Source organism: Phenylobacterium sp. P4_E10 (assembly GCF_056401675.1).
Map to the genome: position 1 here is coordinate 198,011 of NZ_JBFUIW010000001.1, position 12,959 is coordinate 210,969.

12 protein-coding genes are annotated in these 12,959 nt (G+C 63.9%); 5 read left to right on the forward strand and 7 right to left on the reverse strand.

Going from position 1 to position 12,959, the window contains the following annotated elements; genetic code table 11:
• Positions 1-57: 57 nt before the first annotated feature.
• The 5 genes from AC1DQJ_RS00985 to AC1DQJ_RS01005 form a co-directional block, all read right to left on the reverse strand.
• Positions 58-432, reverse strand: coding sequence for a response regulator (locus AC1DQJ_RS00985; RefSeq protein WP_477599370.1), 375 nt, complete (start codon positions 430-432; stop codon positions 58-60).
• 25 nt (positions 433-457) lie between these two features.
• The gene (locus AC1DQJ_RS00990) at positions 458-1,963 is read right to left on the reverse strand and encodes a sensor histidine kinase (RefSeq protein ID WP_477599372.1); all 1,506 of its coding nucleotides are present in this window, start codon (positions 1,961-1,963) and stop codon (positions 458-460) included.
• Complete coding sequence (locus tag AC1DQJ_RS00995) at positions 1,941-3,164, reverse strand: hypothetical protein (protein WP_477599373.1); 1,224 nt, start codon at positions 3,162-3,164, stop codon at positions 1,941-1,943. Before AC1DQJ_RS00995 ends, AC1DQJ_RS00990 begins: the two co-directional genes overlap by 23 nt.
• Before the next feature lie 231 nt (positions 3,165-3,395).
• Entirely contained in the window at positions 3,396-3,848 is a 453-nt protein-coding gene (locus AC1DQJ_RS01000; protein ID WP_477599723.1) for a hemerythrin domain-containing protein, read from the reverse strand.
• Positions 3,849-4,012: 164 nt separating this feature from the next.
• Positions 4,013-4,297, reverse strand: a complete 285-nt coding sequence (locus AC1DQJ_RS01005; protein WP_477599375.1) for a hypothetical protein — start codon at positions 4,295-4,297, stop codon at positions 4,013-4,015.
• Between the two features lie 696 nt (positions 4,298-4,993).
• On the opposite strand from AC1DQJ_RS01005, the gene AC1DQJ_RS01010 reads away from it, so the two are divergent.
• Both AC1DQJ_RS01010 and AC1DQJ_RS01015 read left to right on the forward strand, forming a co-directional pair.
• A complete protein-coding gene (locus tag AC1DQJ_RS01010) occupies positions 4,994-6,502 on the forward strand; it encodes an ATPase domain-containing protein (RefSeq protein ID WP_477599377.1) in 1,509 nt (502 codons plus the stop codon).
• Positions 6,495-8,534 (forward strand): hybrid sensor histidine kinase/response regulator, encoded by a 2,040-nt coding sequence (locus tag AC1DQJ_RS01015; protein WP_477599378.1) that lies wholly within the window; start codon positions 6,495-6,497, stop codon positions 8,532-8,534. The genes AC1DQJ_RS01010 and AC1DQJ_RS01015 overlap by 8 nt, the downstream gene beginning before the upstream one ends.
• A 334-nt stretch (positions 8,535-8,868) precedes the next feature.
• On the opposite strand, the gene AC1DQJ_RS01020 is transcribed toward AC1DQJ_RS01015, so the two are convergent.
• Positions 8,869-9,093 (reverse strand): hypothetical protein, encoded by a 225-nt coding sequence (locus AC1DQJ_RS01020; protein ID WP_477599379.1) that lies wholly within the window; start codon positions 9,091-9,093, stop codon positions 8,869-8,871.
• Positions 9,094-9,414: 321 nt separating this feature from the next.
• Here AC1DQJ_RS01020 and AC1DQJ_RS01025 point away from each other — a divergent pair, with 321 nt between their 5' ends.
• The 3 genes from AC1DQJ_RS01025 (at position 9,415) to AC1DQJ_RS01035 (ending at position 11,495) form a co-directional block, all read left to right on the forward strand.
• Positions 9,415-9,699, forward strand: coding sequence for a hypothetical protein (locus AC1DQJ_RS01025; RefSeq protein WP_477599380.1), 285 nt, complete (start codon positions 9,415-9,417; stop codon positions 9,697-9,699).
• Positions 9,700-9,818: 119 nt separating this feature from the next.
• Positions 9,819-10,772, forward strand: a complete 954-nt coding sequence (locus AC1DQJ_RS01030) for a CorA family divalent cation transporter (RefSeq protein WP_477599382.1) — start codon at positions 9,819-9,821, stop codon at positions 10,770-10,772.
• A gap of 156 nt (positions 10,773-10,928) precedes the next feature.
• Positions 10,929-11,495, forward strand: a complete 567-nt coding sequence (locus AC1DQJ_RS01035; RefSeq protein ID WP_477599384.1) for a cysteine hydrolase family protein — start codon at positions 10,929-10,931, stop codon at positions 11,493-11,495.
• Between the two features lie 543 nt (positions 11,496-12,038).
• On the opposite strand, the gene AC1DQJ_RS01040 is transcribed toward AC1DQJ_RS01035, so the two are convergent.
• A complete protein-coding gene (locus AC1DQJ_RS01040) occupies positions 12,039-12,629 on the reverse strand; it encodes a sigma-70 family RNA polymerase sigma factor (protein ID WP_477599386.1) in 591 nt (196 codons plus the stop codon).
• Between the last annotated feature and the right edge of the window lie 330 nt (positions 12,630-12,959).

Below are 12,959 nucleotides of genomic sequence, written 5' to 3' on the forward strand. Positions count from 1 at the left end.
CAGCAGCCTACGCGCTGCACCACAGATCGAAGACATGGCCGCACCGACCAGGGCTGGCTACGATGGCCTTTCCAAGCACACTTCGCGCCATGCCCGGTCGGCGACCGCAACAAGTTCGGCTTCCCGACAAGGTTTCGGAATGTTGGCGTAGGCGCCAAGTCCCTCGATCGCCGCCAGGGTTTGAGGATCGTTCCATGCTGAGGAAAACGCGATGCGAGTCGGCCGATCGGCCAGGATCTGACGCGCGACTTCCAGACCGTCGCCTGGTCCAAATAGTCCGATATCCATGAAGATCAGGTCGGGGCGGTGGATTTTGGCCATTTGAAGCGCCTCCTCCGCAGATTGGGCGATCCCACAGACGATGTGGCCCTGTTCGACAAGCGCGGCCTCAAGCCCCCAACTGACAAACATCTCGTCCTCGACGAGGAGCACTTTGAGAACTGGAGGAAGGAGAGAACTAGACATGGACGTTGGGCGTAGCGCCCCCTTGGCTGTGGATTGGGGCGGGACGGCCCAGTGGCAGTTCAAAGGTGCAACGCAGGCCGGTGCGGGCGAAATCCAGCACGGGATCTGCGCCCCGGCGCATCATGCCGTCGAGCAGCTCGGTGCCGAATCCCCGGCGCGAGGGGCCCTCCACTGGGGGGCCGCCGCTTTCCCGCCAATGGACGCGCAAACGATGCTGGCCCATCTTCTCTTCGGTCCACCATTCGACGTCGACGCGCCCGCTGTCGGCGGAGAGCGCACCATACTTCGCCGCATTGGTGGCGAGCTCATGAATCGCCAGACTTAGCGGCACTGCGGCTTGCGGCGGGACCTGACGGCGGTCACCCGCCAGCCGCAACCGAGTGACGTCGTAGGGACGCAGTTCGCGTTCGATCAAGTCGCGCACGTCGGCGCCCTCCCAACCGCCCTGCGTCAGCAACTCGTGGGACGTGGCGAGCGCGATCAGCCGGTCTTCAAACGCCTTGATGAACACCTGCGGATCGGGGCTCGTGCGGGCGCTGCGGGCGGCAATGGCCCGGACGGTGGCAAGGGTATTTTTGATGCGGTGCTGTAGCTCGCGCATCAAAAGCCGCTGAGTTTGCTCGGCGCGGATGCGTTCGGTGACGTCGGCGCCCTCCAGAAAGACGCCGAACACCTTTCCCGCGCCGTCGGTCAGCGGCTGAAAGACAAAGTCCAGGTAGCGTTGCTGCGGATCCCCGACCTCATCGACTACCGTCGCGGCCAATCCATGGCCGACAAAGGCCTCACCCGTCGCATAGGCGCGTTCAAGCACCGGGCCATAGTCCCGATAAATCTCGGGTACGGCATCTCGCGCGGGGAGCCCCACCAGCGGCCGGTCGCCTACTAGCCGCTGGTACGCTGCATTGACGAGTTCGAAGATTTGATCCTCGCCGGTCAGCAAGGCGATGAAGCCGGGCGCCTGGTCGAACATTTGGCGCAGTCGATCCCGGTCCACATAGAGCGCTCGGTTGGTCTCCACCAGTTCCAAGGCGCCCGACAGAATCTGCGATGCGACCTGGGAGATATCCGCCGGCGGTGGGCCGTCCGGCGCCAGCCGCGCGAACTCGGTGGCGTTGGTCAGATGCGCCAACACCAGATGAACCGCCCCGGCTTCGTCGAAGATCGGAGAATGGCAGATTGTAAAGAAGGCGCCTTCATCCAGGGCCTCTTCCATTGAGCCGCCATAAAAATGCAGGGCGATGCGGTCGGACTGGCCCGAGCGAAAGACCGCGGCCACTGAGCGGCGAACGACCTCGTCCCCTTGCGCCTCCAGCAACCCGCGGGCGCGCGGAAACGCCTCAAACACGCCCTTGGAGATCAGGTCCGAGCGTGGGTGGCCAAAGCCCTCAGCCAAGGCCGTGTTGACCCACACCAGGGTCAGATCCGCCGAAACGACTGCGTACCAGTTGGGCGAAAGGTCCAGCGCCGCAAAACGATCATGCATGTGCAGCGTCCTCATGGGATGAGCTGAGGGTGCAATGACTGGCCCCGGTGCGGATCGCTTCGGCCAAAAGCTCCTCAGGCACGTCGTGCAGTAGGAAGGCGGGGACCACCCTGCGGACCGCGGCGAGCGGCGCCGCCAGCCGCCGCAGAGACTTCTCCGTGAACGGCTGCCCCGCTTCAGGCATGAGCGATCCGGTCGTGCCGGCGCGCCGGAGTTGCTCGGCGGCCGTGGACGTGAGGGCGAGGCGGCAAACCACTCCGCGGCAATGGGGTCGCAGGAGAGCGACAATTTCGGCCAGACGGTCTGGAGGAATTCCAGCCTCGAGATCGATCAGTTCCCAGGCTAAGGAATTACGCGCGCCCGGCTCCAGACCCTGAACAGCGTGAATCAAGGCGTAGCGACTGCTGGAATTGGAAACCACCTTGTAGGATACCGGCACGAGGAGGCCGCCGGCCGAACGCGGGGAACGAGCTCGCAACGCGATCGCTTCAGTCAGCGCCGCGAGGTCCACGTCCAGATGATCGGCCGGTTGTAGCTCCGCCCGCCGCGCGGCGGATATTTCGCGATTGGCCGCCGGGTCGTAGATGGTCACCCGCGCGTAGCGACCGACCATCCGCAGGCCATTCTGAAGGTCCCACATGGGTTCCAGGCTGAGGGCGACGGCAAGGTCACGACCAAGCCGTGTGGGCACAGCGAAGCGCTTGCGCATTATTTGCGGCCCTGGCGGGCTGCTCGAAGCGGGCACGGCGGCCGCGGCGGCCCGCGCGTGCTCCGCGCGGAACCGCCCTATGTCGATAGGTTCGCAGACGAGTGCGTCGCCTTCCGCTGAGGTGACGTTCCGAACGTCGATATCGCTGTCGCTGGCCGAGCCCAGGAAGAATTGCATCAACTCTCCCGCCAGCCTCAGACATATCGCCTGGGCCGAGGCGCCGCGCTCTTGGGTCTGAGCGATCAGGAAGTGAAGGTCATCAACGCGCACCACAAGGTCGTGCTGCGGCAGTTGCCTCAGCAGCACCGCTTCAAAGTGCGCCCAGATGTGCTCGCACTTCTTTGGCCAGCGGTCACCCAGCCTCGCGCGAATGGGCTGCAGCCCGATCACCTGAACGCTGCCCTGGAGGACAAGGTCATTGATCCCGACGCGCTCCAACTGCGCGCTTGCATCCGGGCGCATTACCGGCCGGGAGGAGGCGATCGACGCTAAAGGGGCTTTACTCATGCACAGGTCGCCCGTTGGAGACGTCCGAACCATGTGGGTGCGCCGCGCCTACTGAGAAGTTAAGCGCGCGCGTGACCCAAGGTCGCGGGTTGGTTCATCGAACGGTGAGCGCCGATCGCGCTGTGAACTCCGCCCAGTGCAGTGCAGATCGGACGCAGCCATGGCTGAGAGCGCGGTGGGCGCTCTCAGCCGGAAGACGGGCTGCATTCCGGGGAAAGTTGGTATTGTTGGCTAGTTCGGCTTGGCCGGAGCAAGCTGCGCCATCAGTTCTTCCTTGCGGGCTTTCAGCCGCTCGCCCATCGCGTCGAGGTCCTCGTCGCCGCGCTTGGCCTGGGCGAAAATCCCGCCGGGCTGTTCCTCTTCCTTTACGTGGTGCTTGATGTACTCGCCGAGCACCTTGACCTTGGCGTCGTAAAATTCGGCGCTGGGCTTCATCGTCTCGATCTCGGCGATCAGCTTCTTGGCGCCGTCATGCTCGACATAGGCCTCGTCGAGCATGTCGTCTTCAACCTCGCCGCGTTCTGCTGGGTAGAAAATCTCTTCCTCGATCTGGGTGTGAACCTTCAGGGCGAGGGCGATTTGGTTGAATAGGGCCAGCTTGTCGGCTTCCTTCTCCAACTGTTCGTACTCGTCGAACCAAGCCTCCACTTGGCGGTGATCCTGCTTGAGCAGACTGACGGCCAGAGGATCTCGGCGTCCTGTCCGGCGCGTGCGGCGCGGAGCCGTCTTGGTTGCGGTTCCAGACTTGGCTTTCGGGGACGTCTTTGCGCTCGTGGCCACGGTTGTCTCCTGACTAAATGTGATGCGGAAATGGAAGGGCCGGGACTCTCCCTCCCGGCCCTTCGGCGTCAGCGGACGCCGGCTTCGCCGGCGTCGCCTTCGCGGTCGTCGTCGAGGGTCTCATCCTCGCGCTCGACGCCTTCGCTCTCGCGATCGACCCCTTCGCCTTGGGTCTGGCGAGGCTGCTGCTCTTCCTGCTGGAAGGAGCGGCGTTCGGGGTCGGGATTCACATCCGGCTGGGCGCCCTGTTGGCCTTGGCCGCCCTGTTGCTGATCCGGACGCTGGTCCTGCCCGGCCGATTGCTGCCCCGGTTGGTTCGGGTTTTGGTCGCCGGTCTGTTCTTGCTGGGTCATGACATCCTCCTTGAACGCAGCACAGAACGGCGCCGGATTGGGTGGGTTCCCCAGTAAAGCTTGTCGGGATCTAAAAAGAATGAGGACTGTACCTGGAGCCGTCGTAGTGTCGGCAACCAGACACTTAGAGCGGGAGTTGAAAAGGGTCGTGGCGCGCGCGAATATTGTCATTGGGCCAGTGTAGGGCGGTAAGCCGACTCCACGACTCATCGCGCTCCGTACGGCCAGGAAGCCGGGCCGGCTCGCGGGATCGGCTGCTCAACTTGCTCTATCTGCAGTGGGCCGGCGATTGCACCGCGAACGCGGTCTAAGATGGCCTGTCCGCTTCTGGGCTAGGCGACCTCCTGCCGGTCCGGGCAGGCTGGCGGGTCTGCGAAGTTTCAGGCTGGCTTTGCGACCGCCAAAAACGCGCTGCCTTGTAGCAGATCGACCTGCCCGCGGCCGTCCATGCTGCAGCGCGCCTTTCGTGGAGGAATCCACCGCCCCAATCCCGTCAATTCGTTCGGCCGCTCGTCGGGTCAGTTGCAGGCTTGGCGGCGGGCCCGACAGTCTCGGCGTCCGCCGCTCGGGCATCGCGTCACCGGGCCAAGACAACAGCGGGATGAGAAACCTTAGCCTTAGCTCCGGGTTATCACCGAGCCGGCGGCCCTGAGGACGCTGGTTCCGGGGTCGCGAGACCCGCCGCCAGGAGACCGCATGCCGCTCGACGCCACGACCCCCAATGCCGACCGTGTCGCCACCGGTGTTCCAGGTCTAGACGAGATCCTGGGCGGCGGATTGACGCGCGACCGCATCTACCTGGTCGAAGGCACGCCTGGCTCGGGCAAGACGACCCTGGCCCTGCAGTTCCTGCTGAAGGGCCGAGAGCTCAAAGAGAGCGGGCTCTACATCACGCTGTCGGAGACCGAGGCCGAGCTTCGCGCCGCCGCCGCCAGTCATGGCTGGTCGCTGGACGGCATCGATCTCTTCGAACTGGTTAGCGAAGAAGGCCTCGATCCCGACAGCGAACAGTCCGTCCTGCATCCTTCCGATGTCGAGCTCGGCGAGACGACGCGCGGCGTGATGGCCCAGGTGGAAAAGACCAGGCCCATGCGTGTGGTGTTCGACAGTCTGTCTGAAATGCGTCTGCTGGCCCAGAACCCCCTACGTCACCGTCGCCAGATCCTGGCCCTCAAGCACTTCTTCTCAACGCGCAAGTGCACGGTCCTCCTGCTCGACGACCAGACCTCCGAGGATGGGGATCTGCAGCTGCACAGCATCGCCCATGGTGTAGTCAGTCTGGAGCGGACGGCTCAGGAGTACGGCTCTCAACGCCGGCGCATGGAGGTCGTGAAGATGCGCGGCATCAAGTACCGCGGCGGCTTTCATGACTTCGAGCTCGACACCGGAGGCATCAGGGTCTTCGAGCGTCTAGTGGCCGCCCACCATGCCGCGGTCTTCAAGGAAGAGGTGGTCTCCACGGGCGCGCCCAGGCTCGATGAGCTCATCGGCGGCGGGCTTTCGCGTGGCACCAACACCCTGATCAGCGGGCCTTCCGGCGTGGGCAAGACAACCACGGCCGTGCGCTGCGCGCTGAGCGCCCTCGAGCGCGGAGAGAAGGTGGCTTACTACCTGTTCGACGAAGGTCTGCCGACCTTGTTGGCGCGCTCGAAGGCCCTGGGCATGGAACTGCAGCCCTATTTGGATACGGGCCAACTGGCGATACGCGCCATCGATCCGGCCGAGCTCTCGCCGGGCGAATTTGCCTTCCATGTCCGCGACGCGGTTGAGCGCGCCCGCGTGGGCACGGTCGTGATCGATAGCCTCAACGCCTACCTGCAGGCCATGCCGGGCCAGAAGTTCCTGCTTCTGCAGATGCACGAGCTCCTGACCTATTTGAACCAGCAGGGGGTGGTCACCCTGCTCATCCTCGGGCAGCACGGGTTCATCGGCGAGGTCCGCAGCGACATTGACCTAAGCTATCTCAGCGACAGCATATTGCTGTTCAGGTTTTTCGAGGCGGCCGGGTCGGTGCGCACCGCGATCTCCGCGGTCAAGAGCCGAACGACCGCGCACGAGAAGACCATCCGCGAAATCCGCCTGACGAGTGAAGGGATCGAAGTCGGCGAAGCTCTGACCGACTTCCAGGGGGTGATGTCTGGCCTGCCGTCCTACGAGGGCAAGGTCGCGATGCTTGGCGCGGAGGCGCCTGCCGCGAATGGATGAGCGGATCCTGATCCTCGCCCCGCGGGGCCGCGACGCACCTGTGATCGCCGAGACCCTAGCTATTCTTGGCCATAAGACGCTGATCTGCTCTGACGTGAACGCCTTGACCGTGGCGCTCCAAGGCAAAGCCGGCGCCGCCATCCTTACAGAGGAGGCGCTTGCCGAGCAGGGGAGCTCGGTATTGACGGATTGGTTGTCGGCTCAGCCGCCATGGTCGGATTTTCCCTTCATCGTCCTGGTCACCAAGCAACCTGGACGGCGGACCCAAGCCGACGCGGAGCGGCTGCTGGGCATGGGAAACGTTGTGCTGCTGGAACGGCCCATCAACGCCGAGACCTTGGTCAGCGCGGCGCGATCGGCTGTTCGCGCCCGCCGGCGCCAGTATCTGGCGCGGGACGATCTTGAAAATCGAACCAAGGCTGAAGAGCAGTTGCGCTTTGCCCTCGAGGCCGGCCACCTGGGCGCTTGGGATTTGGACCTGGAAAGTCGCTTCCTGACCACCTCCCCCACGGCCAGGGCCCATTTTGGCCGCGCGGCCGATGAGGCCATGACCTTGGCAGACGCCGTGGCCGCCGTGCACCCTGAAGACGCCTCTCGGCGCCGCGCCAACCTCGATACTTCCCTCACAGAAGGTGGCGACTATCAGGTCGAATATCGCGTGATCTGGCCCGATGGGTCTATTCACTGGCTTCAGGTGCGAGGCCGCCCCAGTGACCCGGAGCTGGGTGAGCCGCGGCGGATGTCGGGCGTGACGCTGGACGTGACGGCGCGCAAGGCCGCCGAAGCGGCGCTGATTTCAATGAACGAAACCCTCGAGCGGCGGATCGCGCAGAGCATTCGCGAGCTCAAGCGCTCCAATGCGCGCCTGGTCAACGAGATCGGTGCACGCGAGCAAGCCCAGGCCGCCCTGATCCAAGCCCAAAAAATGGATGCGATCGGCCAGCTGACCGGCGGCATCGCTCACGACTTCAACAACCTGCTGACCGCGATCGTCGGCAATGTCGACATGATCGAGCGGCGCAGCGACGACCCCCGCATCGCGCGCATGGCGGCCAACGCCCGTGAAGGCGTCGAGCGCGCCACCAAATTAACGGCCCAGCTGCTGGCCTTCTCGCGCAGCCAGCAGCTCGACCTGCAGGCCGTTGAGGTCGACGCCCTGATCGCCGGGATGGATGATCTGCTGACGCGAACCTTGGGACATACGGTGGAGGTGCGAACCGATCTGCGCGCAGGCACGATGCGCGCCACCGCCGATCCCAACCAGTTGGAACTGGCGATCCTCAACCTGGCGATCAACGCCCGCGACGCCATGGGGGAGGGGGGCGTGGTAGCGCTCGGCAGCCGCCTGGCCGATGACTGGCACGAGGGCTTGCAGCCAGGTCGGCACGTCGTCATCTCGGTCAGCGACACTGGTCATGGCATCCCGGCGGACGTGATCCACAAGGTATTTGATCCATTCTTCACCACAAAGAGCGTCGGCAAAGGCACGGGTCTGGGGCTGAGCCAGGTCTATGGCATCGCCACCCAGTCGGGCGGTACGGTGCGCATCGACAGCACCGTCGGGGTCGGCACGGTGATCGAGATATGGCTGCCGGTTAGCGATGCGGCCGAGCGGCTGCGGCCAAGCGAAATCCCGGTGAACGAGACCCCGCTCAGCCAGGGCGAACGGGTCCTCGTGGTCGATGACGATCCTGGGGTTCGACACTTCATCGTCCAATGCCTGAAGTCCCTCGGGTACGCCGTCACCGAGGCGGCCAGCGGCAAGGAAGCCCTCAATCGCCTCGACGCCGATCGGCCGGATCTATTGGTGGTGGACTTCGCCATGCCCGGTATGAACGGCGCACAGGTGGCCGCTCAAGCCCGGCTGGGGGCCCCAGACTTGGCCGTGCTCCTCGTGACCGGCTATGCGGACGCCCGCGCCATAAAGGATCTCGTTACTTCCGAGGAGGTTCTGCGTAAGCCGTTCAAGGTCAGCGACCTGGCGATCGCTGTGCGGCACGCACTGGAGGAAGCCGGCGTGGTGGAAGCCTAAGTGGCCCCAATGCCTCAAGCGGTCGGACGCGGCTAAGCTTTAAGGCAAGGCTTGGGGAATTCTCAGAAGCATCGCTCGCGGCTAGAGGCCGGGTATCTCGTTCTGTAAGTCCAGCGTGTTCGCCGCCGGGGCGCCGGAAGCTGTATTGTCGAAGATGCACCAGCTGCCGTCCGGGGAGCGTTGCATATTGTCCGTGAGACGGCGAAGCCACGCCTCGTCATAGGACGAATAGTACATGCGGGGCGATCCATGGAGGCGGCGGTAGGTGAAGCCCCTCCAGCCTCCTTGCGCTCCAGATTCGTGATTGGCGAACCGCAGCCGATCAACCGCTTGGTCAGTCAGGGAGCGGAACCGTCGGTGGCACGGTGAAACGACGCACCGTCCCGTCCCTAATGTAGATTTCGACCTGGCTTTCCTCTCCCGCCTCGGCCAGGCCTTGCGCAAGCCGAAGAGCCGCGCTCTCCGCTGAGGCGCCGCTCCTGAAGAAGAGTTGGTTCTCGATGGCGTTGCTGCGAACCATCCAGCCGCCTTCGGCCGGGATGATCTCAATGGCTTTCATTGATCCCTCCAAGCTCAATCGAGGCCACCACTTAGGGCGGATTTCGGGTTCCTCAAGGGGACAGCGACGTTCGCGGGCGGGAACGGCCAGCGATCATGCCCGGGCATGGCCCGAACTCGCGTTTAAGCCGGCCTGCGCGCTAGGGGCCGGCGAAATGCAGCTAGGGCTGGGCCAGGCTCCCCGCGAAGGCGGAGATGCAGGAATTCTCAGCCTTTGCATCTGTCGCTCGGTGCGCACCAATCGTCACATGTGAAGGGGAGGCGGGCCTCGGAAACCAAACTTGAATGTTGGCGTTCTCGGGGGCCGATAGGGAGGCTTTGCATGCGAGTGGAATTTACGGTTGCCGAAGTTGCCGGGCGCTGGCGAGTGCAGCGGGGCTTCACGGGGGCTCTGACCTATCTCGATTTCGATGCGGCGGTGCGGGCCGCCGAAACCCTGGCAAAAGCGGCCGCGGCGAAGGGCGACAAGGGCGCCGTTCGGATCCTGAGGAATTCTTATCCGCCCGAGATCCGGACCTTTCCGCCGGAGTTCCCGCGCGCCCGGCCCAGCGTCGAATATAAGCCCGAGCGCGACTGGCGAAACGTCGGCCACGCCAATACCGGCTAGATAGGCGCCGGTTCGCCGCACGGCGTGATCGTTCGCCACTGCGAGGAGGCGCTTCAGAACTTTTGCCGCTTCATGCGCGTTAGGCCCAGATTCTGGTTTGACCCGGGCAGGTGAACACAGTGAAGGGCTACCTCTACGACGCGAGAGGCGGGGACGCTTCAGTGGAGGTGACCGCGCAAAGCCTGCGTGAGCTCGGCAGCACCAGCCTGCTGTGGCTCGACCTCGAGCGGGAGGACTCCGAGAACCTGGAGGACGCGGCCGTCCTTTTAGAGCTTACCGAAAAGTCGTTACGGCAGCTGAAACGTCCCGAGCTGCCCCGCGTGGACAACTACGGAACCTACTATCAGTTCAGCGTTCAGGCGGCCCCGAATGGCGCGCACACCAGCGCTGCACGGCTGGATTTCCTGGTGGGGGACAACTGGTTGCTGACCGTACGCGACAAGGGGATCGAATTTCTTGCGGCGTTTCGAGGGCAGGATAAGGCGGACACGGCGATCGGTGAATTGCGTGCTCAGGACCTCGCCGCCAGCCTGCTCGACTGGCACCTTGAATCGTACTTCGCTGAAGCGGCAGCTATCGAGGCCGCGATCGATCGGATCGACACCAAAGTGTTGGCCGAGCCCTCCGCTCGTTCTCTGCTCACACGCATGCTGGCCATCCGCCAGCGGATCTCCAGCCTTCGCCGGGCGCTAAGTGCTCAGCGCCCAGTATTCTATGGTTTGGCCCGCCCCGACATCCTGGCCGGTCTACACACGGAAGGCGCGCCGTGGGCGGCCCTTTCGGCCCGGTTCGAACGCTCCGTCGATACGATCGAAAACCTCCGCGACCACTTGCTGGGCAGCTTCGAACTCTTCACCTCCCGAACAGGGCAAGAAACGAACGAGCTGGTGAAGGCTCTCACGTTTTTTACGGTCATCATCGGCAGCGTAGCGGCGATCGCCGGCCTGTTCGGGATGAATTTCGATCCGCCGTTCTTTAGCACCGGCGCAAAAGGGTTCTTCGCTGTGACCGGCGGCCTCCTGATCATCGCCATGGCGGCTTGGTGGTGGGCCCGGCGACGGCGTTGGATTTGAACCGCGAGTTTTCAAATTTGGGAACTGTTGGATGGATTGCGCAATCGCCTGCTTGCGGGCGGAGCCGCCAGAGAACTTCGTCGACCCCGGGAGAGGGTGAAAATGCCGCCCCACAGTGAGGATGACGCAATCGTGGGAAGGAGCAGCCCTGGCGGGGTGGGCCTGCTCATCATCGACCTGATCAATGATATGAGCTTTCCTGGGGCGGAAGCTTACCGCGCCGACGCTGAAGCAGCGGCTGTCACGGCTGCAGGTCTGCGCGAGAAGGCCGATCAGCTCGGGGTTCCAGTCGTCTACGTCAATGACAACTACGGCCAGTGGCATTCCGAAAAGACGCGGATCGTCGAGGCCTGCGCAGCTGTTGAGAGCCCCGGACGCGAAATGGTTCAACGGATTGCGCCCCGGCCCGACGACTACTTCGTCATCAAGCCTCAGTTCTCGGGCTTCTACGCCACCAACCTGCCGGTGCTGTTGCCGCAGTTGGGCGTCAGCAGGCTGGTGCTCACCGGCATCGCTGCAGACATCTGCGTGCTCTTCACGGCGGCCGACGCCCACATGCGGGAGTATGATCTCTGGGTCCCCTGCAACGCAGTAGCCAGCGAGACCAAAGAAAAGGCCGCCTGGGCGCTTGAGATCATGCGGGACAGCATGGGCGCCGAAACCCGCCCCACCCACGAGTTTTCACTCGAGGCGTGGATCGATCGGCGGGCCAAGCGCCCCTGAATACTTCGCCCACGGCGGTGGCTTCGATTACCGCCGCGAGGCGTCCAAATCTCTCATCCGAACGTTCTAGGTGCTCAGGACAGAGGAGTGAGGCGATGCAACTTCGAGTTTTGGCGATTACGCTAGCCCTTGGTTCAACGCTTGCCGCTTGTGAGGGGCCGACCCGTAGCGCACGAGACGACGAGACCGGCGGTGACCGGAGGGTTGAGGCCCTGAAGGGAGCTGACTCAACTGCGTCCGCGAACGTCGATGCCGCGGCGACGGTCAACCAAGTCCAAATTCCGGACTATCCCCCAGCCGATGCGGACCAGAGTTCTCCAGCGGCGTCCGCGAAGGCGCCGCGCTGATTGTGGCCGCGGCTGTTAGGTCTTCAGGCCTCGGCGGGCGCCGTTAGCCCCCTCAGCGGGCTTCTGTCTCGGAGGTTGGCGGGCAACGTCAAAGTGCACGATCCTGGGTCCGTTCCAGTATCAGAACCGGGCTCGCCAGGAGCGCCCGCGCCCCCGACGAACGCGGCGGACGTGGCCAGGCGAGATCCATCCATCGTTAGGCCGCTGAGGGGCCCCCGCGAAGTGCGTCAAGCTCCTGAAGGATCTGTCTCATTGCTGCGTCAGCGGGCTGGCGTTGAGGCCCAAGCTCACCGCCGTTCAAGATCGCTTGCAACCGCTGGCGCGCGCGACTGACGCGGCTCTTGATGGTTCCGATCGGACAGCCGCAGATTTCGCTGGCCTCTTCATAGGAGAGGCCGCCCGCCCCAATCAGAACAAGCGCCACCCGCTGGTCGTCTTCCAGCAAAGCCAAGGCCTGCCGGACCTCTTCCAGTTCGATTGCAGCTAAAGGATTTGTCGGGGAGGTGAGAGTACGTTCCGCGATTTCGGGATCGAGCTGCGTGGCGCGCCAAGACCTGCGCCTCAGGGAATAGAACTGATTGCGGATGATCATGAAGGTCCAGGCTTTCAGATTGCTTCCGGGCTCGTACCGGTCTCGTCCGTTCCACGCCTTCAGCAGGGCCTCCTGCGCGACATCGTCCCCTTCCGCGTGGTCGCGACAGAGCGCACGCGCGAAGGCGCGCATCTGAGGAATGAGAGCCGTCAGCTGAGCTGTGAATTCATCATCGAGGGGGCGTTGCACGGCCATTGTCGCCTCCATATGTCGAGTCACGGCGCTGAACGCCGTAACGTCTAAAAGGCTGCAACCTGCTGAAATCAGCGCCTTGACCTCGGTCGCTGGACGCTCCTTCCAAGGTTGGGCGTCAGCAAGTTGATGCTCACCGGCATCGCCGCGGACATCTGCGTGCCCTTCACGGCCGCCGAAGCGCACATGCCCGAATATGATCTCGGGGGGCGAGCAACGCCGTCGCAAGTGAGACCAAGGAAAGCACCGCTTGGGAGCTGGAGATCATGCAACCGCAGAAATCCCACCGACCACCGAATTTCCCTTGAGGACTGGATCGTATCCAACCCCGCG

Excerpts from the sequence above, each read along its gene's own strand:
- AC1DQJ_RS00990 (WP_477599372.1), bottom strand. The coding sequence starts at position 1,963 with ATGAGGACGCTGCACATGCATGATCGTTTTGCGGCGCTGGACCTTTCG.
- AC1DQJ_RS00995 (WP_477599373.1), bottom strand. The coding sequence starts at position 3,164 with ATGAGTAAAGCCCCTTTAGCGTCGATCGCCTCCTCCCGGCCGGTAATG.
- AC1DQJ_RS01005 (WP_477599375.1), bottom strand. The coding sequence starts at position 4,297 with ATGACCCAGCAAGAACAGACCGGCGACCAAAACCCGAACCAACCGGGG.
- AC1DQJ_RS01010 (WP_477599377.1), top strand. The coding sequence starts at position 4,994 with ATGCCGCTCGACGCCACGACCCCCAATGCCGACCGTGTCGCCACCGGT.
- AC1DQJ_RS01015 (WP_477599378.1), top strand. The coding sequence starts at position 6,495 with ATGGATGAGCGGATCCTGATCCTCGCCCCGCGGGGCCGCGACGCACCT.
- AC1DQJ_RS01020 (WP_477599379.1), bottom strand. The coding sequence starts at position 9,093 with ATGAAAGCCATTGAGATCATCCCGGCCGAAGGCGGCTGGATGGTTCGC.
- AC1DQJ_RS01025 (WP_477599380.1), top strand. The coding sequence starts at position 9,415 with ATGCGAGTGGAATTTACGGTTGCCGAAGTTGCCGGGCGCTGGCGAGTG.
- AC1DQJ_RS01040 (WP_477599386.1), bottom strand. The coding sequence starts at position 12,629 with ATGGCCGTGCAACGCCCCCTCGATGATGAATTCACAGCTCAGCTGACG.